The organism is Pseudomonas sp. C9 (genome assembly GCF_002000165.1).
Classification (GTDB): domain Bacteria; phylum Pseudomonadota; class Gammaproteobacteria; order Pseudomonadales; family Pseudomonadaceae; genus Aquipseudomonas.
Genome location: NZ_MPAK01000001.1, coordinates 47,675 through 71,015 on the forward strand (window position 1 = coordinate 47,675; position 23,341 = coordinate 71,015).

Consider the following 23,341-nt stretch of genomic DNA (forward strand, 5'->3'; position numbering starts at 1 on the left):
GTACACAAAATCGGTGGCAGACACCGATCACTGTGGGAGCGGGCTTGCCCGCGATGGGGCCGTCGGTTATTTCACTGACTTAAGGAAGGCCGCCGTTTCCGCATGCACCGGGTTGCCGATAACTTGCTCGGGCGTGCCGATCTCGTGCACCAGGCCATTGCGGAAAAACGCCACGCGGTCCGACACGTCGCGAGCGAAGCGAATCTCGTGGGTCACCAACACCATGGTCATGCCGTCTTCGGCGAGCATGCGCATGGTGTCCAGCACTTCGCCCACCAGTTGCGGATCGAGGGCCGAGGTGGCTTCGTCGAACAACATGTAATCCGGTGACATGGCCAGGGCGCGGGCGATGGCCATGCGCTGCTGCTGACCGCCGGACAATTTGCCGGGAAAGGCCTTGAGCTTGTCACCCAACCCCACGTGGGTCAGTTGCCGCACCGCCAGCTCCTCGGCTTCAGCCTTGCTTTTGCCGAGGACTTTGCGCGGCGCCAGCATCACGTTCTCCATCACGGTCAGGTGCGGAAAGGCGTTCCATTGCTGGAACACGATGCCGATCTTCTGCCGCAGGCGATTGAGGTCGGTGGCGCTGTGGTGAACCTCGACACCGTCCACGCGGATATTGCCTTTCTGAATCGGCTCCAGGCCGTTGATGCACATCAGCAGGGTCGACTTGCCCGAGCCCGAGCCACCGATGATCGACACCACTTCACCCTTGCTCACGGTCAGGTTCACGCCCTTGACCACCTCCAGGTTGCCGAAGGATTTGTGTACGTTGTCGATCTCAATCATTTTCTTGCCACCTTCTTTCCAGACGAGCGCCAAGGCGGGCAACCACCAGGCTCATGACGTAATAGATGAGGCCCGCGATGCACAGCACCAGCAACGGTTCCTGGATGCGGGTCACGATGGTTTGCGAGGCGCGCAGCAACTCGACGATGCCGATCCACATCACCAGCGCGGTGTCTTTCATCACACCGAGCACGAGGTTCAGCCAACCGGGAAACGCTACGCGCGTGGCGATCGGCAGGACGATCCAGCGCAGGTCCTGGAAGAAGCTCAGGCCCAGCGAGCGACTGGCGCGGCGCACGGTAAACGGCACCGCGAGCACACCACCGCGCACGATCTCGGTGAAGTACGCGGCGGCGTAGACCCCAAGCACGATGCAGCCAACGCTGAAAGCGCTGATGTCCAGACCGACGATGCTCTTGAGCGAGTTGAACAACACAAACTGAATCAACAGCGGCACGCTGCGAAACACGTCCAGCACCCAGGCCAGCGGCAGGCTGGCGCGTGGCAGCAGCGCCCGCGACAAGCCGAACACCAACCCGGCGACAGAGCCGAGGATGATCGACCAGAACGTCAGTTGCAGAGTGACCCAGGCGCCATTGAGCAGAAACTGCAGGTCATTCCAGGAAAAACTGGTGGTAAACATGGTCAGGTCCTCAGTAACGGAACAGCCGCCAGGCCATCAGCCGGGCCGTCGCGACGATCGCCTTGGCAATCAGGTAATACAGCACCGCGGCAATGGCGAAGTATTCGAAGGTGCGGAACGTCTTGACGTTGAAGTCCTGGGTCACCCCGGTGAGGTCATTGTTCAGGCCGACAATCACCCCCAGCGAGGTCATCAACACCGCCCATACCATTTGATTGCTCAACGGGTAGAACACGATCCGCAGCAACTGCGGGACGATGATCATCCGGTAGGTCTGGAAGGCACTCATGCCCAGCGATCGCGCGGCCCGCACTTGTGTGCCGGGCACAGCCTTGAGGCCGCCGCGGAAGTTTTCCGCGAGGTAGCCGGCGTTGTTGAAGGTGATCCCCGCCAGCAGGGCGAACCAGGAGCTGACATGCAACTCCAGTGAGCCAAGGCCGAAGTAGAGGACGTAAACCTGAAACAGCGACGGGGTGTTGCGGGCGATCGACACCCAGCCGTTGCCGAAGCCGCGCAGCACCGGGTTTTTGGCTTCGCGCATCACCGTCAGGGCCAGGGCGATGAGCACTCCGAAGATCATCGACAAGGCGGCGGTTTCGAAAGTGACCACCGCCCCGGCGAGCATGTCCGGCAGGGCGCGCAGGGCCGAGCGCCATTGGAAGGTGTAATCAAACATGCGCAGTGTTCTCCAGGTGAACAGCCGGTTGCAGCCAGGCGGGCAGGCGTCCGCTGGCCGTAGCGCTGCAGGCTGCATCGACGCATTCGGCAAGGTTGGCGAAGTGCACCTTTCGACCGACCAGGCCGGGTGCGTAATGGGCGTATTTGCCCGAATTGGTCATCAAGGTTTTGGCGTCCAGCGGGATCACCGGTTCACCGAGCATGCACCAGCAGGTATCTGTGACGAGGGTTGCGCCGAAGGCTTCGATCACGCTGATGTGCCCAGCCTCGCGCGCCTGTTCCAGCACCGCGCGGCCGCAGGTGATGGCAAGGACCACGTCGGGATGCTTGACCCGGTTGAGACACAGTCGCGCCAGGTGAGCGAACTCGCTGAGGGAGAAATGCGGATTGCCCAGCGAGACCACATCCACCCGGTTCTCACGCGCACTGTTGAGCTTGCGCCAACTGTGCAGCAGGTCCTTCAGGCGAATGGTTTCCACCGGCAGGGTTTGATCCGGCTCCAGAACCTGTGCCGGGTCGAGGGCTTCCGGGGTGACACCGGCGATATGGAACAACGGTGCGGCAGAGGTGGTGGCAAACGCCGCGCCGAAGGCTTTCAGGTCATCCAGGCTTGGCGTGCGCCGTTCCAACCCGTACACCAACGGAATCCGGCTGCCCGCCAGCGCGCCGATGTGATAACCGAGCAGCGGATAGAACGCGTCATCCAGTTCACCCAATGCGGGTAACTCAATGTGCAAACGGGCTTTGCGTTGAGCGTCCAGATGGCAGCCAATCAAGGGCGCGCGGCCGGTCAGGGCGATGCAGATATCCAGGTAGTCCGGGTACTTCAGCGTCCGTGCACCGAGCACACTGTTGGCGTAAACCACGGCGTTGGATTCGGCCCAGACGATCTGTTCACCGGCCTTCGGCGCGCTGTCCAGCAGGTAGGGCGCACAGGTAAAGCTCAGCTGCGCCCCCATTGCCATGTAGGCATCACCCAAAGCGCTGGCCGGTACGCCAAGCGCGGGATCGATGCCCAATTCTCGCCAACGACGCTGGTCGACGGAGATTGAATTGAGGGTCGTCGGCACCCGCACTTTTGCACCCCACTGCACCAACTGTTCGGCAAACCGCAGGCTGGCCGGGCCGGTATAGATGCAGCCGTCGATGTGCGCCTGAGTGACATCCACCAGGCATCGGGCACCTTGCAGTTCGGCCATGCGCAGGACGATTTGCATGGCAATTTGTGCCGCCTTGCCATGCTCGCCATCGAGCAGCGCCCGGTCGAGTACAGTGAGCTCGATCGAGGCGCTTGTTTCGACGGTTTGCGATGAATTTTCGAGTGCCTGCCAGGCATCGCCGGGCAGGTGTTCGAACAGTGTCACCGATGAATTCTCGACACGGGCAAACGCCTTGACGCGCAAGGCGGCGAAGGCCTCCTGACCGATGCACAGCACCGGCAGGGAACGCTCGAAAATGGTCTGTGCCACCAGCACGCCCAGGGTCAGGATCTCATCGGGTTCGGCCAGCACCAGTGCGGCTGGTGCATGACCATTACTGATCAACTCCATCAGGACACTGCTGCCAGTGCACGAGCCGCGACCGCTGGGAATGGCCAGCACACGACCGGCCAAATGCTCGCCGCTGAGCGGGTGATGACGGTCGATGACCTCACCGCTGAACGGGTCAACGCCGCCCCAGAAACTCAGCCCGACATCGGCGAACAGCAGGGCGCCTTGTGCGGCGCCCGCGACCAGACTGCGACCGGAAAGGGAAGTGGCCCCAGGCATGCCGGACATCTTAGTAGTAGACCTTGGGCACGGTCAGGTCGGAAGGCTTGATCTCGGTGCCGACCCATTTGGTGAACAGTTCCTCGTAGCGGCCGCTACGGACTTGCTGGTTGACGAACAGGTTCAGGTAGTTGAGCAAGCCATACTCGTTACGCTTGGCACCCAGGGAGACATAGTCAATGGTGTACGGTGCGTTACCGGCGACCTTCAGGTTCTTGTATTTGCCCGACTTGATGGTGGCGGCGGCCACGGTATTGGTGACGACGGTTGCGTCGATGTGGCCCTGAGCGACGGCCAGCAACGTATCGTTCTGCGACTGATAAGCGCGGAAGGTGCCGCTGCCCCAGTTCTTCACGTCTTTTTCCAGGGCGATGGCTTCATAGGTGCCGCTGGTGTTACCCAGGGGTTTGCCTTTGATATCGGCGAAGCTGTTGATGCCGGTGTTGTCGCGGGTCAGCACCACCATCTGGAAGGCAAAGTACGGCACGGTGAGGCCGACAGTCTTGGCCCGTTCCAGGGTGTCGGAGGTTGACGCAACGATCACGTCGGCGCGCCCGGAGATCAGCGCCGGAATGCGGTCAGGGAAGGGGGTTTCAACCACTTCGGCTTCGACCCCGAGGACTTTCGCCAGGTCGCGGCAGTAGTCCACGTCGAACCCGGCCGGGTTGTTACCTTCATCGCGGAACCCCATCGGCGGGAAGTCCAGGGTCACGGCGCAACGCAGCTTGCCCGAACCGATAATATCGTCGAGCTTGTCAGCCTGGGCGGTGGCGATGAAGGAAGTGCTGAGGACAGCGCTGAGGGCTACTGCAAATGCGGGGTTTTTCATAGAGGCCTCGTTGTGGTTGTAGTGTCGTCAGATATCGTATTGGGGATTTCGTATACGATATTAACAATAGCAATGGACGTGCCTGTTTTCCTCCCGAGACCAGAATTAATTTCCAGCCCTTGAATCAGACGGGTTGCGCGACGATGAGTCGGTAGAGGCGAGAGGGTGCGGATCAGGAAGGTGTTACAGAAGGGAGCACAGTCGCCCCATGACGCGCCTTAAAGGAACACCTTAACGGCGGCTGTCGCGGTATTGGCTCGGCGCCAGGCTGGTCAAGGCGCGGAACTGTCGGCTGAAGGCACTGTGGTCGGTGTAACCGCAGCGCAGGGCGATCTCGGTGATGGGCAGGTCGGTGTGCAACAACAGCCGCGAACCTTCTTCCAGCCGGGCCTTGTGAATCATCTGCCGTGGCGTGAGCTGGAACACGCGTTTGCAGTGGCGCTCCAGTTGCGCCACGGAATACCCGGCAATCGCGGTCAATTCGGCGAGGCTGATAGGGCGGGCGAAATGCTTGCGGATATGCGCGTCCACCGCAGCGAGTTTCGGGAACGCCGGATGGCTGGACTGGGGAAGTTGCAGGTCGCGGGAGATGCCCGCCAGGCCAACGATGCGGCCCTGTTCGTCGTGCAGGGCCAGTTTGTGGGTCAGGCACCACATTGGCTGATTGCCGAAATACAGATGCAGTTCGAGTTGATCGGCCAGTTCGCGGCCGGTGGACAGCACGCGCCGATCCTGTTCGGTGTACAGCGGGCCGTAACGCTCGGGAAAGACCCTGTCGGCGGTGAGCCCAAGCAACTCGTCAGGGTGTTTGAAGCCGCAACGTCGGGCCAGGGTCTGGTTGACGAACGCGTAGCGGGCCTCGCTGTCCTTGATGAAAAACACCACGTCGGACAGGGTGTCGAGCAGCGGCGCAATCGGCTGCAAGCTGCTCAACAGGGTTGGCAGGTCACAGGGTTTGAACGTCGTGAGCGAGGCATACATGGCGCTGGGCGTCTGGTGGCAATGCCGAGGATCATAAAGACTCGGGCCGGCTATCGAAAGCCCTGGCCCGGTATTCAAACGGGCGGGTTGTCGTCCAGGCACAACAAGGTCTCGATCCGTGCCGGGCTGAACGGCGGGCGTGGCACCGAGGGTTGCCAGCCGAACAAGTGCTGCAAGGCGCCGCCACACACTCGACCCTGACAAGCGCCCATGCCGCAGCGGCTGGCCAGTTTGGCTTCGCGCCAGGCCGCGTGCCCGGCGAGCGCCGCGTAGGGTACGTCTTCGCAGCGGCATAGCAGGGTGTCGGGTTGTGCCAGCGACTTGAGTTGCGGGCCGAGCGCGAATGCCTGGTTCAGCGCATTGGCGAATCCCTGCCACCGCGCGCGCCGAGAGAACAATGCTTGAGCCGCCTGACGGTCGTCGACCGCTGCGTATCCCGCAATCGCACCTTCGACCAACGCCAGTTCACTGCCACCGAACCCCGTGCATTCTCCCGCCGCATAGTGGTCAACGCGGCGGGTGGCTTGCCAGGTATCGACCGCGAGGGCGTGGCCATCGAGATCACAGCCCAGGGCCTGGCCAATTTGAGTGTTGGGGATCAGGCCGAAGCCACAGGCCAGGCGATCACATTCCAGTTCGACGATTTTCCCTTGCTGTTGCAGGCGCACGCCTTCCAGCCGCTCGGTACCCAACGCCGCCAAAACGTGGGTGCCGGTGCGGTAATGGCGATCGAACAACGTGAACGACTGCAGCAGTTTGTTGGGCCAGCGCGGCAGTTGTGCGGCGAACCCGGCGACTGCCGCCGTTGAAGCCTGCTCGGCGATGCGCAGCACCCGGGCACCCTTGTGTTTTGCGGTCGCGGCGCTGGCCAACAACAACGGCCCGCTACCGGCGATCACCACGCGTTCACCCTGTACCGGCAGGCCGCCCTTGATCAATGCCTGAAGGCCGCCCGCACCGGTTACGCCGGGCAGTGTCCAGCCGGGGAAGGGCAGCAGCAACTCACGGGCGCCGGTGCACAAAATCAGTTTGTCGTAGGCAATCAGCCAGCCACGATCAGCATCTTCGACCAATAATTGCTTCGGCCCGGCGCAGGCGATCACCCGGGCCCCGGAATGGACGCGGATGTTGTCGTAGCGCTGCAGTTGATCACGCAGATCACGGGCCAGCGTCGGCAAATTGGCCTGAGGCCCGTCGCGCCAGATTTGTCCGCCCGGCGCGGGGTTGTCGTCGAGCATGACGATACGTGCACCGCCAGGCGCGGCGGCGAGGGCGGCGGCCATACCGGCAGGGCCGGCACCGATAATCAGCACGTCGGCGTATTCGCTCATGTGCGCGTCTCCACTTGCATGCCGTCAAGGCACAGTGTCTGGCAGGCCAGACGGCGTCGACCGTCGATGGTCACCCGGCATTCCTGGCAAATACCCATGCCGCACAAGGGCGCGCGGCGTTGACCACTGACCGAAGTCCGACTGCAACCGTCGCTTCCCAATGCCAGCGCGGCCGCGACACTGGTGCCCTCGGCAACGCGCAGGGAACGGCCATCGAGCATCAATTCAGGCATAAACGGGCTCTCCCAGAAAACGCTGCGGCAGATACGGATGCGCAGCGAGCGGCGGTGTTTCGTTGAACAGTTGCGCGACCAGCAAATCGGCCGTGCCGGGGGCCGTGGTGACGCCCAGTCCTTCGTGGCCGACGGCCAGCCACAAGCCCTTGCGCTTTGGGTGCTGACCCACCAGCGGTAAGCCGTCGGGGCTGGCGGCGCGAAAGCCGGTCCAGGCGCGGATGCCATTGAGCTGCGCCAACCCCGGCATGTATTCGATCGCACGCTTGAGCATTTTGGCGAGCATCCAGCCTTCGACCTGCGGGTCAGTGGTGCCGAATTGCCGCGAGGCACCGATGAACAATTGCCCGGTCGGACGCGGTTGAATGTTGCACGCCGTCGAGGGGCCCGAGGCGTTATGGGCACTGGTGACATAGCCGAGCTCCACCAAGGTGTGCGTGACCTTGGCGGGGTAGCGGTCGGTGATCAGCAAGTGGCCTTTCTTCGGTTCGATTGGCAATTCCGGGCATAACTCGTTGGCCTGAACGCCGTTGGCCAGAATCACGGCTTCGGCACTCAGCCAGCGACCGTCATCCAGGCGTACACGGTTGCCATCGACTTCACTGACTCGCGCCCGCAGCTGCTGGATGTTCGTCGTGTCGAGCATCCAGTAGGCCGTCGCCGGGGCATAGAGAATCCCGTCGCCATTGATTAACAAACCGCCTTCCAGGCCCTCGCGCAACTCGGGTTCGCGCTCGCGCAACGCACGGCGGCTAATCAGTTCACAGGCAACGCCTTGAGCTTGAAGGTTCAGGTATTTGCTGTGGGCGACCGTCATTTCTTCGGCGTTGGCCGCCAGCCAGAGGGTGCCGTTGCTGCGGTAGGCGCAGCCGTCGGGCAGATCCGGCCCGTGTTCGCGCCAGCGTTGCAGCGAATATTGACTGAGGGCCAGTTCAGCCGGGTTGTCGTCCAGGACCAGCAGGTGGCCCATGCCCGCCGCCGTCGCACCGGGGACGCCGGCGTCCACCACCAGCACGCGCAAGCCACGGCGGGCCAGCGCCTGGGCGCAGGCGGCGCCGATGATGCCGGCGCCAATCACGATCACATCGGCGATCAGGCCTTCACTCACGGGCGAATGCCCCAAGCGAATGGATCGTCCTGTTCGATGATCAGGCTGGCTTCGGCGCTGATGTAGGCACGACCGCGAATCGTCGGCACGATGCGCTCGCCCTGAAGTTCGTAGGAACCCTCGAACTCGCTGCCGATGACGCTGGCCTGGCGCCAGATCTGTCCCGGCTGCAATTTGTCGTCAGCCGCCAGGCACGCCAGTTTGGCACTGGTGCCGGTGCCGCAGGGTGAGCGGTCGTAGGCTTTGCCGGGGCAGAGGACGAAGTTGCGACTGTCGGCGTGTTCGTCATCGGCGAACAGCTCGACGTGATCGATCAGCCCGCCGTCTTCACCGCGAATGCCCTGGGCTTCCAACGCTTGCTGCACGGCAAAGGTATACGCGGTCAATGCATCGAGGTTGTCACCGGCCACACGCAGGCCATGCTCGGCGATCAGGAAAAACCAGTTGCCACCCCAAGCCACATCGCCGACCACCGTTCCGATGCCTGGCACTTCGAGCGCCAGCGCCTTGCGGTAACGGTAAGCGGGCACGTTGCGTACGCTCACTGAATGGTCTTCGTGCAGCGTTGCCTGCACTGTGCCCACTGGCGTTTCGATGCTGTGCACGCCCGGGCCGATCTTGCCCATATGGGCCAACGAAGCCACCAGGCCAATGGTGCCGTGGCCGCACATACCCAGATAACCGCTGTTGTTGAAGAAGATCACGCCGGCACACGCGGTCGGATCGACGGGCTGGCAGAGCAGGGCGCCGACGAGTACGTCGCTGCCCCGTGGTTCGAGCACACACGCGGCGCGCCACCGATCATGCTGCTCAGCCAGCCGCTGCCGACGTTCGGCCATGCTGCCGGAACCCAGGTCGGGAAAACCTGCCGTCACCAGGCGGGTAGGTTCGCCGCCGGTGTGGGAGTCGATCACGCTGATTCGTTTCATAACAGGGCCACGTCCGTTCAGATGAGTGAACGAAAGAGTGGCCCGTGCGGGGGGGCGCCGGCTTGATGGTTTTATCCAGCGCCGATGACGATATCGGCACAGTGCGGCGAGCGGTTAGTGATGGTGCGGCAGGTGCTCGAACAGCGTCTTGCAGACCCCGGCAATGTGCTCGTCGAGCAGCTTCACCGCCAGGTCCACGTCGCCGGCGCGACAGGCCGCCAAAATCTCCCGGTGTTCATGATCGGCGCGATCCTTGCCGGCCGAGAGGCTCATCTGCATGCGCAGGTAACGCTCCAGTTTGTCGTTGACCGAACGAATCAGGCCGACCAGAAACGGGCGTTGCGCCGGTTCGTAAAGGCAAGAGTGCAGCTCCCAATTGAGCTCGGCCCAGCGTCCCACGTCATCTTCGCCGATGAATTCCTGGCAGATACGTTCGGCACGGGCGAAGGTTTCTTCGGTCATGTTAGGGATGGCCAGGCGCAGCACTTTGTCTTCGAGCAGCATGCGCACTTCGAACATCTGCGCCAGTTCTGCGTCGGACACCCGCGTCACCATCGCCCCGCGATTACGCTGGAACATCACCAGGCCTTCAGCCTCCAGGCGTTTGAGCGCTTCGCGCACCGGGATCTTGCTGACGTTGAACTGCCGCGCGATGTCGTCCTGGCGAATCGGCTCGTCCTCGTCAAAATGCCCGGCAACGATAGCGTCCCGCAGATGGCGAGTGATGATTTCCGACGTCGAGGGCGCATTGCCAAGGTCTGGAGCATTGAATTTGGTTTGGGTCACGGCGGCGGTCGTTCGGAATGAGTTGTAGATATGGTATACGAATTTTGCAGGGTGTTGCTCAACCGCACTGTCGATGGCAAATGGCTTACGCAATGGGGCCTGGTCATGGAAATCGAGCAGGTGGACGACCGGCAACAAGGGGGGAGGAGGGATAACTACAATCCCTGGACAGGCAGAGCCCTCAGCCAACCGGCTCGGCCGTACAGCTTACTTCCCCGGCACCAGGCTTCTGGAAATAGACCCCGTTTTCGTTTTGCCGAAAGCTGTAGTTCCCTTGGTAGTTCTTGCCGGTGTATCGGGTTTCAAAATCACTTTGCACCTGGCTCAGGGTGATCGAGGAGTTCGCCCATTTCAGGTAAACCACGCCTGGCTGCGTATTAAAAAATGTCGCAGTCATCAAGTCGCTAAGCCCGGTACAACGGAACGCCTGGGGGCCTTCGGTCAGTCTGTCTGGATCCTTGGTTCTCACAATGGCCGAGCCTTGGCGTAGCTGATACGCACGTTCGGCATAACTGCGGATCGCGCATGCCTTGGACTCCGGCCCGGAACCACACTGGTTGCGGGCCTCGATCCAGAATTGCTGGTCGATCATGACTTTGTTTGCGGGTGGCACCGAATGTTCATCTGTGAGCGCCAGGCGATAGAGACGCATCAGTTCAATATCCATTTGCGCCAGTTGCGGATCGCGGCAGATGAGTTTCTCGACGGATGCTTTTGTGTCGGCGCAGTCGAAGCTGGTCTTGAAGGTGCGCGCAGGTGACGCAGCATTCGCGCAGGAGATCGTGACCGCGCATACGCCGGCAACATGCAAGCAGGTGAAAAGGGCCGTGAGCGTTTTCATGTTGACGTCACCCGGATCATTTTCTGTACGGGGCTTTTCTGTACGGGACTATAACCTCAAGCGAGAGAAGTTCCATCCAGCTACATCTTAACTGAGCGATGAAAGTGGGGGGCTTCGCTGATTTTAATGATGTATGGCTATTAGCGTTACAACAAAACAGTCATTGGGCTTTTACAGTTAATTATTGTTTTACTTCGACGCTTTATAACTATTGGGTATTGGCTTTTGGCGGCAGCCCTTTAAGTTCAGGTGCTTATAGAACTAAAAATATCAATAAGCCATTAGCTAAAGATGGAAATGCTTGAATTTGCGTAATAAAAAAAAAGATCTATAGCTATCCATACCTTTCGGATCGTGGGCTGTCAGTTCCCATAAGAATTATGAACTGCGTCCAGGTCATCAACGGTTTCCGGGCAGTGGATGGGTTCGGATGTAGTTGTGTTGGTTGTGAGGCGACGTTGTATCTGCCTCTGAAGGGATTTGGCCATCAACCTCCTGCATCCAGCCCGGAAAGGATCCGTCATGCCTGCCCAACTCAGCTATCCAGGCGTCTATATCGAAGAACTTCCCAGCGGCGTGCGGACCATTACCGGCGTCGCGACCTCGGTGGCTGCCTTTGCCGGTTCGGCGCCACGCGGGCCGATCAACAAAGCCCAGCACCTGTTCAGTTTCGCCGATTACGAGCGGCGCTTCGGCGGCTTGGCAGTGGATTCCGAGATGGGTTATGCGGTCCGGCAGTTCTTCCAGAACGGCGGTACCGAGGCCTACGTGGTGCGTATCGTCAAGGACGCCAGTACAGCCAGCAAAACCTTGCAGAACACAAACCCGATCGATGTACTGAAGGTCGAAGCGCTGGACGAAGGCGCTGCGGGTAACGGTATCGAAGTACGGGTGGATCACCTCACCATCAACCCTGGTAGCTCATTCAACATCACGTTCATCCGCGCCTCGGATGGACGCGCCGAACGCTTTGAAAATCTGTCGATGAACTCGATGGACGCCCGCTACGTGCTGGATCAGGTCAATGCGGTTTCTCAGTTGGTCAGCGTGAGTCGGGTGGTCGGTCAGGCAGCACTGGACGGGTTGGCAGCCGGCACTTCGCGCGGTGCCAGTCTGGCCGATGTGACGACCCTGCTGGACGCTAATCACAACGAGTTTCGGGTCAGCGTGAACAATCTACCGCCGGTCAAGGTGCTGATCGCGCTGCCGGCGGATATCGCCGGTGGTACGCCGACCCAGCGTCTGGATTCACTGTGTGGCGCAATCCAGGCCAAAGTCCGGGCCCAAGCGAACAGCCAACTGGCCTACCAGAACTTCACCTGTGGGCGGCCGGCCGCTACGCAAACGATCCTGATGACGTCCGGTGTCGGCGGTGAGTTCTCCAGTGTGCGGGTGCTGCCCGGGCAGAAAAGCAATGCCAGTGCTGCGCTCAAACTTGGCAGTGAAGCAGGTGGAGTGGAGGTCGATGCGGTCGGGGCAATCCGTCCGGTGCCGGTGCCTGATCCTGCGACCCTGACCAGCGATACCTTCGCTGCCAACGACCTGGATGCTCTGCCAGATGCGACCCACACGGGCCTTCGCATCAGCCTCAATGGCAATTCCGATGTGATCGATATCGGTGACGCGGGGGCGGTTGGCGCCAATCTGGCCGCCAAACTGACGGACGTCGCCGCGCGGATTCAGGCCGCGGTGCGTGCGCGTAAACCAGGAGATCCCGCCTACCGCAACTTTACCTGTGCAGTGGCCGGCAGCACCCTGGTCCTGGCCACCGGCACCCAAGGCGCGGCCTCAAGTATCGCGGTCTCGGATTCGCCGCTGAACAGCATCGCCAGCCAACTGCATTTGCTGGCGGGCTCGCTGACCACCCAGCCGGTGAACGTCACCCTGCAAGGCGGCAGTGAAACAGCCTATGCCGCCGCGGATATCTATTCCGCCTTCATTGCGGACCGTGACACACGCAAAGGGTTGTATGCCCTGGAAGAAGTGGACCTGTTCAACATCCTCTGTCTGCCGGGTATCACCGACACCGGCGTGCTGATGGATGCAGCGGCTTACTGTGAGGAACGCCGGGCATTCTTCGTGATCGACTCGCCACCAACCGCTGTCGATCCGCAGCAGATGGTGGCGACGGTTTCCGGCACCGCGTTGCCAAAATCCGATCACGCCGCCGTCTACTACCCCTGGGTCTACATCGCCGACCCCCTGAAAAACGGCAAGTTGCGCCTGAGCGCACCCTGCGGAACCGTGGCCGGGCTTTACGCCCGCACCGATGGTGACCGTGGTGTATGGAAGGCGCCGGCCGGCACTGAAGCCAGCCTGATCGGGGTACAGGCGCTGAACTATCAATTGAACGACCGCGAGAATGGCAGTCTCAACCCGCTGGGGGTCAACTGCCTGCGCAGTTTTCCGGTTTACGGCGCGGTGTCCTGGGGTGCCCGGACCCTGCGCGGGGCTGACCAGATGACCTCCGAATACAAATACGTGCCGGTGCGCCGACTGGCCCTGTTCCTGGAAGAAAGCCTGTATCGCGGCACTCAATGGGTGGTGTTCGAGCCCAATGATGAGCCGCTCTGGGCGCAGATCCGGCTCAACCTCGGCGCCTTCATGAACAGCCTGTTCCGCCAGGGCGCCTTCCAGGGCAAAACGCCGCGCGAGGCCTATCTGGTCAAGTGCGATCGTGAAACCACCACCCAGGACGACATCAATCGCGGCGTGGTGAATATCCTGGTGGCTTTCGCTCCGCTGAAACCGGCGGAGTTCGTGGTGATCAGGATCCAGCAGCTGGCTGGGCAAATTCAGGTGTGATCCAGGCAGCGGCCACCCGGGTGGGTGGCCGCTGAATCGCTGCATCAGGGAGATATGCCATGGCTCAGTTCACGGTCAACGCCCAGCGTTTCGATCCTTACAAAAACTTCAAATTCCGCGTCAAGTGGGACGGTCGCTATGTCGCCGGCATCAGCAAGGTATCGGCACTCAAGCGCACCACTGAAGTGGTCAAACACCGCGAGGGCGGTGACCCCAGCAGCAGCCGCAAATCGCCGGGGCGCACCGAGTTCGAGGCGATCACCCTGGAACGTGGGGTGACCCACGATGCCGATTTCGAGCGTTGGGCGAACAAGGTCTGGAACTTCGCTTCCGGCTTGGGCGCGGAGGTGTCGCTCAAGGATTTTCGCAAGGACATCATCATCGAGCTATACAACGAGGCCGGCCAATTAGCCCTGGCGTACAAGGTGTTCCGCTGCTGGGTCAGCGAGTTTCAGTCGCTGCCGGACCTGGACGCCAATGCCAACGCCGTCGCCATCGCCCGTCTGAAGTTGGAAAACGAAGGCTGGGAGCGCGATTACGAGGTGGTCGAACCGAGCGAACCAAGCTTCAACGAGCCGAACTGACGAGGCATCGTGCCTGTTGGCATTTCCATGATGGAGATCCCTGACCGTGTCCAAGCTTGATTCCGCTGACTGGCTGGCGATCTGGGACCACAGCCAGACGCTGCCCCCCGCACTGCAATCCTGCGCGCTGTTGGCGCCCTTGCTGGCCGACGGCCTGACGGGTGCCGAGCGGTTGCCAGTGGGGCGCCGCGATGCCCATCTGCTGGACCTGTATGGCGCGCTGCTCGGGCCGCAATTGACCGCCATGGCCTGTTGCGAACATTGCGCCGAACGCCTGGAGCTGAACCTGAGTACGGCCGACCTGCGTCTGGATGATCCGCCCGCCGACACGCCGGAGTTGCAATTGCAGTGGCAAGATTACCGCCTGTGTTTTCGCTTGCCGGACAGCCTCGATCTGGCGGCCGTGGCCCAATTGTCGGACATCGAGCAGGCGCGGCAGCTATTGGTCCGGCGCTGCGTGCTGGAGGCTGCGCAGGGCGCGCAGCCAATATCGCTCGAGAACTTGCCGCAGGGGGCGATGCAAGCCTTGAGCGAGGCCATGAGCCAGGCCGATCCACAAGCGCTGATTGAGTTAGACATGTGCTGTCCGGCGTGCAAGGAACGTTGGAGCGAGGTCTTCGATATCGGCAGCTACCTGCTGGAAAGCCTCGACCATTGGGCGCAACGGACGCTCGATCAGGTCCATTTGCTGGCCGCGGCCTACGGCTGGAGCGAGACGCAGATTCTCGCCTTGAGCCCGCAGCGTCGCGCCCGCTATCTGCATCGCGTGCAGTCATGAGCGACTGGCTGCTGGCCTTGGCCCGGCGCGCCTTACAGCCGCCAACAATTCGCCCGCGAATCGGCTCGCGCTTTGAAAACGACGCTATCGCGCCGCGCGATTTTGAGCCGGCACCGCAGTCGCAACTGACACCCACCCAAGAACCGTCCACCGCGACTGCCGCGATCCCGGTAACGGTGCAGCCGAGGGCCGAGCCGTCATCGCCGATGGCGCGGCCTGTTACGCAGGTGTTGCGTCAGGTGACCTCGCTGCTGCAACCAACACCGCCGGTAGCGACCATTCCGCCACCCATGCCAGGCCCTGCGCAGACGTTGGTTTCGTCAATGCTTGAATCACCGAAGGAGGCCGGGCTACCCCGAATTCCGCTACCGTTACCGCCGGTTGTCGAGACTGCGCAAGGACAGCCACCCCTGCGCCTGGAGTCCCGGCTGATCGAACGCTCCCACAGTGAACAGCGTATCGAGCGCCACGAGCTGACTCGGGAGCTGATCGAACGCCGTGTCGAACGCTTGCACGAGCAAGCGCCCAACGCCACCTCGGCTTCGCAGCCTCTGCATGTCCGGCAGGAACCGCACCCGACGCAGCCCGATGGGCCCGCTGCCGCACCGCGGGTCGAGATCAATATCGGTCGCATCGAAATTCTCCCGTCCGAGGCAGCGCCTGCGTCGCGTCGCGAAGAGCCACCCCGGCGCTTGCCGGCCAAGTCCCTGGATGACTACCTGAGCGAGCGTAACTCGGGTGCAGGACCGCGGTCATGAGTTCGCCACTTGGGCTGGCCGCCGCGCTCGCGACGCTCCAACAGTTGCTGGAAAGCGGCCTGGCGGAATTGAAAGTCAGCGATGTGCTGGGCGGTGCGCCGAGCGTCACCTGTATCGGCCCGGACCGCATAGATCCCGCCGGTGGCGACCAATTGAACCTCTATCTCTACAACCAGACGCGCAACCCCGGCTGGGCCAACCTTGGCCTGCCGAGCCGCGACAGTGTGGGTGAGCGCATTGGCAATCCGCCTCTGGCGCTGGACTTGCACATACTCATCACAGCCTATGGCGCTGCCGACTTCCACGCCGAAATCCTCCTCGGCGCTGCCATGCAGATCCTTCATGACACCCCGGGAATGGGCCGCGATGCCATCCGCGCGGCGCTCAAGCCGGCGCCGAACAAACCCAATGTGCCCAAAGCGCTGGAACGCGCCGGGCTGGCCGATCAGCTGGAGCAACTGCGGATCACGCCTCTCAATCTCAGCACCGACGAACTCTCGCGCATCTGGTCGGCGATCCAGGTGCCGGCGCGGCCCAGCGCGGCGTACCTGATCAGCGTACTGCTGCAATCGACGGCCAGGAGCCAACGCACGCCGCTGCCGGTATTGGCACGCAACCTCTATGTGGTGCCGTTGCGGATGCCACGGGTGGACCGGGTCGAGTCGGTGGCCGGCGCGTCAATGCCGATTCTGCCGGATGGCAGCGTGCGGGTCAGCGGCGCCAACTTCAAGGCCCAGACCGTACAACTGTGGGTCAACGGACTGGACCTGAGCGCTGGTCTGAGCACCGTCGATAACGAGACCCTGGAGTTCGGTTTCCTGTTGCCGGATCTGCCTCATCCGCCGGCGCTGCCTTCATCCTTGCGGGCGGGGGTCTGCACGTTGCAGGTGGCCCATGGGCAATGGTTGGGTACGCCGCCGGCAGCCCATGGGGCGGTGCAGTCGAACCTTGGCGTGTTCATCCTCAACCCGCAGGCGGGTTTTGTCGTGCTACCCGGTGCCACCAGCACGGTGGTCGACGGCGTCACCTACCGCTTCGGCAGCATCGAGGTGACATGCGCTCCGCCAGTGGGCCCCGGGCAGCGGGTGCGCGTGCTACTCAACGAAAAGAACCCGCCGAGCGATCGGCCGGCACGGGCCTATAGTTTCAGCGCGACTGACGGCAATGGCATTCTCCCGCCGGCCGAGCAGAGCTCGACAGTCACCGTCGAATACCAGGGCGTCGCCCAAGGCGCCTACCTGGCAAGGGTGCAGGTGGATGCCGGAACCAGCGCGCTGGTCATGGGCGCTGACGGGCAATTCAGCACGCCGCAGGTGCTGCCATGAGCCAGCGCCATGATTTTGCCGAAAACCGCCGCGTGCTGACCCAGGCGTTGAATGCCTTTGCCGCTTACCTGACGGCGCGACTGGCTGGCGAGCCTGCGCCCTTGGGCGGTTATCTGCGAACCCCGCCAGCCCTGGCGCGGCTGAGCGAGCGGTTGGGGCTGAGCCGTTTCGAGCAGGATCTGTTGCTGCTGGCCGCCGCCGCTGACCTCGACCCACGCTTTCGTGACCTGCTGGCACAAGCCCAAGGCGACGCGAACCAACCCTGGTTGAGTTTCGAGCTGGCCCTGAATCTGCTCACGGACCCTGAGTGGAGTTCGATCACCCCTATCGGCCCTCTGCGGCGCTGGCAATTGCTCGAACCGAGCGGCAGCGGCGGGGTGCTGCAAGCGCGGCTGGTGGTGGATGAAATCATCCTGCACCGGATCGCCGGCCTGAGCTTCCCAGACCCGCGCCTGGAGCCCTGGTTTCGCCGCGAAAACCTGCCAGACGCCGCGTCGGTCGCTGTCGATGGGCATCAGGCCAGGGCCAGCATCCTCGAGATCGCCGCGCAGTGGCAGGCGGCGCCCAACCTGGCCCTGGCGCCCATTGCGCGACTGGTGGACGGTGACGGCGATGGCTACGCCCACGCCTTGGCGACAGAGCTGGGGCTCAAGCTCTACCGGATGACCGAGTTCGACCTGCCTGCAGGGCAAGCCGAGCGCGGGCAATTGGCGCACTTATGGGAACGTGAAGCGCTGTTGCACGGCGTGCTGCTCTGGTTGCAACCGCAAAGTCTGAACCCGGAGCAGGCACAACGCCTGGGCGACTTCCTCGATCACCTGCAGAGCTTGCTGCTGCTCAGTGGTGACAGCGCGCCAGCCTTGCGTCGCCGTCAATGTCGGGTCAGCGTTCAGGGCAGCGATGCATCGGCACGGCTCAAGGTCTGGCAGCAACAATTGGGTGAGTCAGTCGCAGGCCTCAACGGCCGTCTCGGCCTGCTGGCGGAACAGTTCCAGCTCAGCAGCAGCACCATTCTGCGTCTGGCCGAGGGTTTCAAAGCCAGCCCCCAAGGTGGTGCCGAACACCTCTGGCAGGTGTGTCGCGAAGAAGCTCGACGCGGCCTGGAACACTTGGCCGAACGGGTGGACGCTCGCGCCGGCTGGGACGACCTGGTGCTGCCGGACGCGGCCCTGACCAGTCTGCATACGTTGGCGGCGCAAGTCCGCCAGCGCACGCGGGTCTACCGCGACTGGGGTTTTGCCGAACGCAGCGACCGAGGCCTGGGCATCAGCGCCTTGTTCGCCGGCGGCAGCGGCACCGGCAAGACCCTGGCCGCCGAAGTGCTGGCCAACGAACTGCAGCTGGACCTGTACCGCATCGATCTGGCGGCGCTGGTCAGCAAGTACATCGGCGAGACCGAGAAGAACCTGTCACGGGTATTCGCCGCGGCTGAAAGCAGTGGCGCGATCCTGCTGTTCGACGAGGCCGACGCCTTGTTCGGTAAACGCAGTGAAGTGCGCGACAGCCATGACCGCTACGCGAACCTGGAGGTCAGCTACCTGCTGCAACGGATCGAGACTTACCGTGGCCTGGCGATTCTCACCACCAACTTGAAGCAGGCCATCGACCCGGCGTTCCAGCGCCGCATCCGTTTCATCGTGCAATTTCCTTTCCCCGATGTGGACGCCCGCAGCGCTATCTGGCAGCGGGCATTTCCGTCCGATGCACCGTGCAGCGCATTGGATATTGGCAAGTTGGCGCGGCTATCGCTGTCAGGCGGGCATATCCGCAACCTGGCCTTGAACGCGGCCTTCCTCGCGGCGGACAAGGACATGGCCATCGGCATGCAGCATCTGCGCGCGGCGGCCGAAGCGGAATTCGCCAAACTGGAAAAACCGCTGCCGGCGGCGGAAGTGGGGGACTGGGAATGACCCGTACCCTGGCACCCGCCGCCCCGACCATCAACCTTACGATAGGGACCCTGGCGTTGCCCGGTTATTCGTTGCGCAATGGCCAGCGACTGGCCGGCGCCCTGGAACGCGAGTTGGGACGTTTGCTGATCCAGGGACCGCTGCCAGGGCAGGGCTTTGCGCTTGAGCAGGTGCAAATCCCCCGGTTCGCCACGCCCGCCGGAGAACGCCCGGAGCGCACCGGGCGGCGCTTGGCACGGTTGATTGCCGAACAACTGCAGGGGCCGGGACAATGACCGAACACGCCCTTGCCCCCAGTGCCGAACGCGACGCCTCGCCGCCGAAAACCGCCGTGCGCGGTCTACTATTGCAGCGCAAGTGCGCCTGTGGCGCGGGTGCCGGCAGCAGCGGCGAATGCGAAAGCTGCGCCGCCGGCCGCCAGCAGAACCTGCAACGCAAGAGCAACGGTGCCTCGGGCGGGCAGGGTGTACCGGACTCGGTCAATGAGACCCTGGCACGTCCCGGCAGACCGCTGGATGCGGACACCCGCGATTTCATGGAAAGCCGCTTCGGCAGCGACTTCGCTGCCGTACGCGTACACGACGACAGCGCCGCCGGGGCCAGCGCCCGGGATGTGGATGCGCATGCCTTCACGGTCGGTCAGGACATCGTGTTCGGTGACGGTCAATACCAGCCTCACAGCGACAGCGGTCGACACCTGTTGGCCCACGAACTGGCCCACACCGTGCAACAACAAAGCCTGCAACGCTCCGGCATCAGCAACCTCGCCGATCAGGGGCCGCACTACCAGCGACTGGAACGCGAGGCCGACTTCGCCGCCGACAGCGTGATGCGCGGCCAGCCTCTGGCCAGCGGCGTGCTCAGTCAGGGCGGGCCGCGACTGTCGCGCAAGGATGGCAAGGGCAAGTCGCAAGACTATGAGGTGGAGAGCCGTTACAAAGACCTGGAAATGTCCACCGGGCACAAGGTCACGCCGGAGAAAAAAACCACTGCCAAAGTGAAGGGCAAGGACAAGGAGCTGGCTTCGTACGACGTCGATTTCCTTGAGTTGCATGAGGTCAAGGGCCCGGTGCTCAAGGAATGGCAAAGCAAGGCCAAGGCCAAGGCCCTGCGTGCAATCATCACCTTGCAGGGGGCCAAGGCCCAGGAAGCGGGCCTGTGGCAAATGCGTGTCAGCTCCGACGAGTTGCGTTCGCGCTGGGTCAATCTGCGCGGCTGGAAGATGGGCGATGCGTTGAACGCCGCGTGGCAAAAGGCCGGTGGCGATGCCGAATTTCCCAAGGTCGGCGGTGCCACGTGCGAGATGGATCACATCATCGAATTGCAGGTGGGTGGCGATAACACTCAGGAAAATATCCAGGTGCTCGATCGCCTTGATAACGGCATGAGCGGCAGCCTGATCAAGCAACAGGTCTTTGGCCTGGCACAAGCCATCGCGCAAAAGATCGAGGAGGGCGGCGAGGAGCCGCCGGCGCAGATCCGCATGGTGTTCGCCGATTCCAAAATGAAGGGCACCGGCAAGTGCGGACCCTGTTGCGAAACCGGCAAGAAACTCGGCAAGCCCGGCAAGGACGGGCGCGCCGACAAGTCCACTGAAACCCTGATCGACTACCCGGTGGTGGCCGGCGGTAGCACGCGGGTGCTGCGGGTCAGTGAAAAGAGCAAGACGCCGCCGATCTTTGAGTCCGGTATCCCGGAAAACGTCGCAGGGGCCGAAATCCTTCCCGGGTTGTTGTTGATGACCTTGCGCCGGGTCGGCAAGGGCAAGGACACCATCAACGCGATGATCGACAACCGCGACCGGACCCGCCTGCCGATCACCTTGCCGGCCAAGGGCACCGGGGTGGTGCTGGATGTCGCCGAGGACGGTGGCCTGACCCTCTCGGCGGCGGCGAAGAAGAACGCCGGTATCGCGTTTACTTATGACTACCTGAGCCCCGGCGTCTTCACCAAACTGGACCTGGTGCCCGGCGGGGTCGCGGGCGAGGGCTACATCACCCCCACCAAAGTGCCTTTGTTGCAAAAAATCGAAGTGGCCTTCTCGCCGGAGTATTTCCGGCTCAAGGCGCCGCTGGACAAGGACAAACTGAAGCCACCGTTCGCCGGGGTGAAAATCACCGAGGCAACGCTGGCCATCGATCTGGCGCCGAAACTGAAACCGGTCGGGACTGTCGCGTTCGAGTTCGGCACCGCGAAGAAAATCGCCGCGAGCAAAGTCGAGGTCAGTGCCGACGAGAATGGCCTGGTGTTGACCGGGGTGCTCTTTGTGTATTTGCCCGGCGTCGATGAAGCCAAGGGCGAGATCAAGTATCAGGCCGGCGAGTGGAGTGGCGGGGCGCACATCGAGTCGGGGCAGATGGCCGGCAAGATTCCCTATGTAAAAAGCGGCGCTGTCGATGTGTTTCTCAAGGCCGGCAAGATCGACGCCAGCGGCAAGGTCAATCTGGAACTGCCAGGCGGCAACGAGGCTGCGCTGGAGATCAGTTACGCCGCCAACAAGTGGGTGTTCCAGGGACGCGGAAAGATCAAGGTCAAGAGCCCCTACCTCAAACCGATCCAGGCCAGCCTCTGGTACGACGGCGAACTGTTTATCGCCAAGGGCCAGGCCGGATTCGCCTTCTCGGGGCTCGACGGCATCATCGATGCCACCTACGAGAACAAGGGCGGCAAGGAGAAGGTCTACGGCAAGGGCGATATCAAGATCGACAAGGGGCGCGCCAAAGGCAATATCGTTGTCGAGTTGCTGCCCAATGAAAAGATCATCGGCAAGGGCAAGCTCTCCTACGAAATCAAGAAGGACATGGTGGCCACCGCCGGGATCACCGTGGACGAGCAGCAAAAGATCACCTTTGACGGCGAGCTGAGTTTTCCCGACATCACCCTGTTCAAGCGCTTCCCGGAGAAACAGGAAGACCAGCCGATTTTCTCGGCCTCGGGAAGCATCCCGATTCCTGGCGCCTCCATCGGCCCGATCGGGCTCAAGGTCAAACTCTGGGGCAGCCTGGGGTATTACTACTATGTCGGCCCCGGGGTACTCACCGGGATCAAGGCCACGGTCAAGTTCAGCCCGTTCGAAGCCGACCCGGACTTCAGTTTCAACCTCAAGGCCAAGGCCAGCATCCCGGCAGGCGGGGGGATCAGCGGCAAAGTCGGCGCCGATGTGGTGATCGATCTGTACATCGCCGAGGTCGGTGGCGGCCTCAATGTCGAGGCCAGGGCAGGGCTTGAAGGCAAGGCCGAACTGGCCGGCGAGATCGCTTACAGCAAGGACAAATTCAGCGTCGATGCCAGCGCCTATATCGGCGGCAGCGTAGTGCTGGCCGCCGCGTTGAATGCCCGGGTCTACGCCGAAGCCGGGGTCTGGCGGTTCAAGGTACGGACCGAAAAAACCTGGAAACTGCTCGGTGGCACCTTCGACACCGGCCTGAGCCTCGGCGTACGCCTGCCGCTGCACTACGACAGCATTGATGGCTTTCGCATGCCCAAGCTCTCCGATATCAAACCGGAACCTGCGCAGCTCAATCTCGACCCCTCGAAGATGCTGTCCAACCTGTTCGGCAATGCCACGAAAGAGGAGCACGAGGTATGACCGGCTTTTCCAATTCGCCGAAAGTACTCAAGGGCGGCCTGATCCTGATCGACCCGGCCAGCGGTGCCGTGCTGCGAGTCATTGCGCTGCAGTACAACCCCGATCTGCTGACCCGCAGCCTGCAACCGCAGAGCACCGGCGGCAGTGCAGCGATCAGCGAGCCACTGCGCCTCAAAGGACCGCCGGTGGAAACGATCAAGCTCGACGCCGAGATCGACGCCACCGACCAATTGGAGTTTTCCGATCAGCACCCTGGCGCGATCGAGGTCGGCATCCACCCGCAACTCGCCGCACTGGAAACCATCGTCTACCCGGACAGCAACGCCTTGATCCGCAACAACCAGATGGCGAGTGCCGGCACCCTTGAAATCGTTCCGGTACAGGCGCCACTGCCCTTGTTTGTGTGGAGCAAGGAGCGCGTGGTGCCCGTGCGCATCACCGATTTTTCGATCGTCGAGGAGGCGTTCGACGTCAACCTCAACCCGATCCGCGCACGCATCACCCTCGGCATGCGCGTGCTCAACATCAATGATTTGGGCTTCGGCGACAAGGGCGGGCACCTCTACATGGTTTACCACCAGAGCCGCGAACGCCTGGCGCGCAAGGCCAGCAGCGCGACCCTGGCCAGCCTGGGTTTGAGCGCGCTTTTTTAAAACAACGGAACGCTGATGAACG

General features: G+C 62.4%; 21 protein-coding genes. 9 read left to right on the forward strand and 12 right to left on the reverse strand.

The features are described 5' to 3' along the window. Positions 1–66: 66 nt before the first annotated feature. The 12 genes from BMS17_RS00190 to BMS17_RS00245 all read right to left on the reverse strand — a co-directional run bounded on the left by BMS17_RS00190 (position 67) and on the right by BMS17_RS00245 (position 10,917). Positions 67–789, reverse strand: coding sequence for an amino acid ABC transporter ATP-binding protein (locus tag BMS17_RS00190; protein WP_046027194.1), 723 nt, complete (start codon positions 787–789; stop codon positions 67–69). Next, the gene (locus tag BMS17_RS00195) at positions 782–1,432 is read right to left on the reverse strand and encodes an amino acid ABC transporter permease (protein WP_077430154.1); all 651 of its coding nucleotides are present in this window, start codon (positions 1,430–1,432) and stop codon (positions 782–784) included. The genes BMS17_RS00190 and BMS17_RS00195 overlap by 8 nt, the downstream gene beginning before the upstream one ends. A 10-nt stretch (positions 1,433–1,442) precedes the next feature. Further along, positions 1,443–2,108, reverse strand: coding sequence for an amino acid ABC transporter permease (locus tag BMS17_RS00200; protein ID WP_046027196.1), 666 nt, complete (start codon positions 2,106–2,108; stop codon positions 1,443–1,445). Further along, positions 2,101–3,879 (reverse strand): aconitase X, encoded by a 1,779-nt coding sequence (locus BMS17_RS00205; protein ID WP_046027846.1) that lies wholly within the window; start codon positions 3,877–3,879, stop codon positions 2,101–2,103. Before BMS17_RS00205 ends, BMS17_RS00200 begins: the two co-directional genes overlap by 8 nt. A 10-nt stretch (positions 3,880–3,889) precedes the next feature. Then, complete coding sequence (locus BMS17_RS00210; RefSeq protein WP_046027197.1) at positions 3,890–4,708, reverse strand: transporter substrate-binding domain-containing protein; 819 nt, start codon at positions 4,706–4,708, stop codon at positions 3,890–3,892. 231 nt (positions 4,709–4,939) lie between these two features. Then, positions 4,940–5,689 (reverse strand): AraC family transcriptional regulator, encoded by a 750-nt coding sequence (locus BMS17_RS00215; protein WP_046027198.1) that lies wholly within the window; start codon positions 5,687–5,689, stop codon positions 4,940–4,942. 74 nt (positions 5,690–5,763) lie between these two features. Beyond that, positions 5,764–7,020 carry an FAD/NAD(P)-binding oxidoreductase gene (locus BMS17_RS00220; protein ID WP_077430155.1) on the reverse strand — a complete coding sequence of 419 codons (1,257 nt, stop codon included), beginning with the start codon at positions 7,018–7,020 and terminating at the stop codon, positions 5,764–5,766. Further along, the gene (locus tag BMS17_RS00225) at positions 7,017–7,253 is read right to left on the reverse strand and encodes a (2Fe-2S)-binding protein (protein WP_046027200.1); all 237 of its coding nucleotides are present in this window, start codon (positions 7,251–7,253) and stop codon (positions 7,017–7,019) included. Before BMS17_RS00225 ends, BMS17_RS00220 begins: the two co-directional genes overlap by 4 nt. Beyond that, positions 7,246–8,361 carry an FAD-binding oxidoreductase gene (locus BMS17_RS00230; protein ID WP_077430156.1) on the reverse strand — a complete coding sequence of 372 codons (1,116 nt, stop codon included), beginning with the start codon at positions 8,359–8,361 and terminating at the stop codon, positions 7,246–7,248. The genes BMS17_RS00225 and BMS17_RS00230 overlap by 8 nt, the downstream gene beginning before the upstream one ends. Further along, positions 8,358–9,290, reverse strand: coding sequence for a 4-hydroxyproline epimerase (locus BMS17_RS00235; RefSeq protein WP_046027202.1), 933 nt, complete (start codon positions 9,288–9,290; stop codon positions 8,358–8,360). Before BMS17_RS00235 ends, BMS17_RS00230 begins: the two co-directional genes overlap by 4 nt. A 114-nt stretch (positions 9,291–9,404) precedes the next feature. Further along, entirely contained in the window at positions 9,405–10,076 is a 672-nt protein-coding gene (locus BMS17_RS00240) for a GntR family transcriptional regulator (protein WP_046027847.1), read from the reverse strand. Between the two features lie 181 nt (positions 10,077–10,257). Beyond that, positions 10,258–10,917, reverse strand: a complete 660-nt coding sequence (locus tag BMS17_RS00245; protein ID WP_046027203.1) for a lysozyme inhibitor LprI family protein — start codon at positions 10,915–10,917, stop codon at positions 10,258–10,260. 522 nt (positions 10,918–11,439) lie between these two features. On the opposite strand from BMS17_RS00245, the gene BMS17_RS00250 reads away from it, so the two are divergent. Genes BMS17_RS00250 through BMS17_RS00290 form a run of 9 tightly spaced genes read left to right on the forward strand, consistent with a single transcriptional unit; the run spans position 11,440 to position 23,319 of the window. After that, the gene (locus BMS17_RS00250) at positions 11,440–13,722 is read left to right on the forward strand and encodes a phage tail sheath subtilisin-like domain-containing protein (RefSeq protein WP_077430157.1); all 2,283 of its coding nucleotides are present in this window, start codon (positions 11,440–11,442) and stop codon (positions 13,720–13,722) included. A 59-nt stretch (positions 13,723–13,781) separates the two neighbouring features. Then, positions 13,782–14,306: a phage tail protein gene (locus BMS17_RS00255; protein ID WP_077430158.1), complete on the forward strand. Its 525-nt coding sequence runs from the start codon at positions 13,782–13,784 to the stop codon at positions 14,304–14,306. A gap of 46 nt (positions 14,307–14,352) precedes the next feature. Continuing rightward, positions 14,353–15,084 (forward strand): hypothetical protein, encoded by a 732-nt coding sequence (locus tag BMS17_RS00260; RefSeq protein ID WP_077430159.1) that lies wholly within the window; start codon positions 14,353–14,355, stop codon positions 15,082–15,084. Continuing rightward, positions 15,081–15,842 (forward strand): hypothetical protein, encoded by a 762-nt coding sequence (locus BMS17_RS00265; protein WP_077430160.1) that lies wholly within the window; start codon positions 15,081–15,083, stop codon positions 15,840–15,842. The genes BMS17_RS00260 and BMS17_RS00265 overlap by 4 nt, the downstream gene beginning before the upstream one ends. Next, positions 15,839–17,167 carry a DUF4255 domain-containing protein gene (locus BMS17_RS00270; RefSeq protein WP_077430161.1) on the forward strand — a complete coding sequence of 443 codons (1,329 nt, stop codon included), beginning with the start codon at positions 15,839–15,841 and terminating at the stop codon, positions 17,165–17,167. Before BMS17_RS00265 ends, BMS17_RS00270 begins: the two co-directional genes overlap by 4 nt. After that, positions 17,164–19,077, forward strand: a complete 1,914-nt coding sequence (locus tag BMS17_RS00275; protein ID WP_077430162.1) for an ATP-binding protein — start codon at positions 17,164–17,166, stop codon at positions 19,075–19,077. Before BMS17_RS00270 ends, BMS17_RS00275 begins: the two co-directional genes overlap by 4 nt. Next, the gene (locus tag BMS17_RS00280; protein ID WP_046027210.1) at positions 19,074–19,352 is read left to right on the forward strand and encodes a hypothetical protein; all 279 of its coding nucleotides are present in this window, start codon (positions 19,074–19,076) and stop codon (positions 19,350–19,352) included. The genes BMS17_RS00275 and BMS17_RS00280 overlap by 4 nt, the downstream gene beginning before the upstream one ends. Further along, a complete protein-coding gene (locus BMS17_RS00285; RefSeq protein ID WP_077430163.1) occupies positions 19,349–22,666 on the forward strand; it encodes a DUF4157 domain-containing protein in 3,318 nt (1,105 codons plus the stop codon). Before BMS17_RS00280 ends, BMS17_RS00285 begins: the two co-directional genes overlap by 4 nt. Next, positions 22,663–23,319, forward strand: a complete 657-nt coding sequence (locus tag BMS17_RS00290; RefSeq protein WP_046027212.1) for a hypothetical protein — start codon at positions 22,663–22,665, stop codon at positions 23,317–23,319. The genes BMS17_RS00285 and BMS17_RS00290 overlap by 4 nt, the downstream gene beginning before the upstream one ends. Positions 23,320–23,341 lie beyond the last annotated feature (22 nt).

Excerpts from the sequence above, each read along its gene's own strand:
- BMS17_RS00190 (WP_046027194.1), bottom strand. The coding sequence starts at position 789 with ATGATTGAGATCGACAACGTACACAAATCCTTCGGCAACCTGGAGGTG.
- BMS17_RS00195 (WP_077430154.1), bottom strand. The coding sequence starts at position 1,432 with ATGTTTACCACCAGTTTTTCCTGGAATGACCTGCAGTTTCTGCTCAAT.
- BMS17_RS00200 (WP_046027196.1), bottom strand. The coding sequence starts at position 2,108 with ATGTTTGATTACACCTTCCAATGGCGCTCGGCCCTGCGCGCCCTGCCG.
- BMS17_RS00205 (WP_046027846.1), bottom strand. The coding sequence starts at position 3,879 with ATGCCTGGGGCCACTTCCCTTTCCGGTCGCAGTCTGGTCGCGGGCGCC.
- BMS17_RS00210 (WP_046027197.1), bottom strand. The coding sequence starts at position 4,708 with ATGAAAAACCCCGCATTTGCAGTAGCCCTCAGCGCTGTCCTCAGCACT.
- BMS17_RS00215 (WP_046027198.1), bottom strand. The coding sequence starts at position 5,689 with ATGTATGCCTCGCTCACGACGTTCAAACCCTGTGACCTGCCAACCCTG.
- BMS17_RS00220 (WP_077430155.1), bottom strand. The coding sequence starts at position 7,020 with ATGAGCGAATACGCCGACGTGCTGATTATCGGTGCCGGCCCTGCCGGT.
- BMS17_RS00225 (WP_046027200.1), bottom strand. The coding sequence starts at position 7,253 with ATGCCTGAATTGATGCTCGATGGCCGTTCCCTGCGCGTTGCCGAGGGC.
- BMS17_RS00235 (WP_046027202.1), bottom strand. The coding sequence starts at position 9,290 with ATGAAACGAATCAGCGTGATCGACTCCCACACCGGCGGCGAACCTACC.
- BMS17_RS00245 (WP_046027203.1), bottom strand. The coding sequence starts at position 10,917 with ATGAAAACGCTCACGGCCCTTTTCACCTGCTTGCATGTTGCCGGCGTA.
- BMS17_RS00250 (WP_077430157.1), top strand. The coding sequence starts at position 11,440 with ATGCCTGCCCAACTCAGCTATCCAGGCGTCTATATCGAAGAACTTCCC.
- BMS17_RS00255 (WP_077430158.1), top strand. The coding sequence starts at position 13,782 with ATGGCTCAGTTCACGGTCAACGCCCAGCGTTTCGATCCTTACAAAAAC.
- BMS17_RS00265 (WP_077430160.1), top strand. The coding sequence starts at position 15,081 with ATGAGCGACTGGCTGCTGGCCTTGGCCCGGCGCGCCTTACAGCCGCCA.
- BMS17_RS00270 (WP_077430161.1), top strand. The coding sequence starts at position 15,839 with ATGAGTTCGCCACTTGGGCTGGCCGCCGCGCTCGCGACGCTCCAACAG.
- BMS17_RS00275 (WP_077430162.1), top strand. The coding sequence starts at position 17,164 with ATGAGCCAGCGCCATGATTTTGCCGAAAACCGCCGCGTGCTGACCCAG.
- BMS17_RS00280 (WP_046027210.1), top strand. The coding sequence starts at position 19,074 with ATGACCCGTACCCTGGCACCCGCCGCCCCGACCATCAACCTTACGATA.
- BMS17_RS00285 (WP_077430163.1), top strand. The coding sequence starts at position 19,349 with ATGACCGAACACGCCCTTGCCCCCAGTGCCGAACGCGACGCCTCGCCG.
- BMS17_RS00290 (WP_046027212.1), top strand. The coding sequence starts at position 22,663 with ATGACCGGCTTTTCCAATTCGCCGAAAGTACTCAAGGGCGGCCTGATC.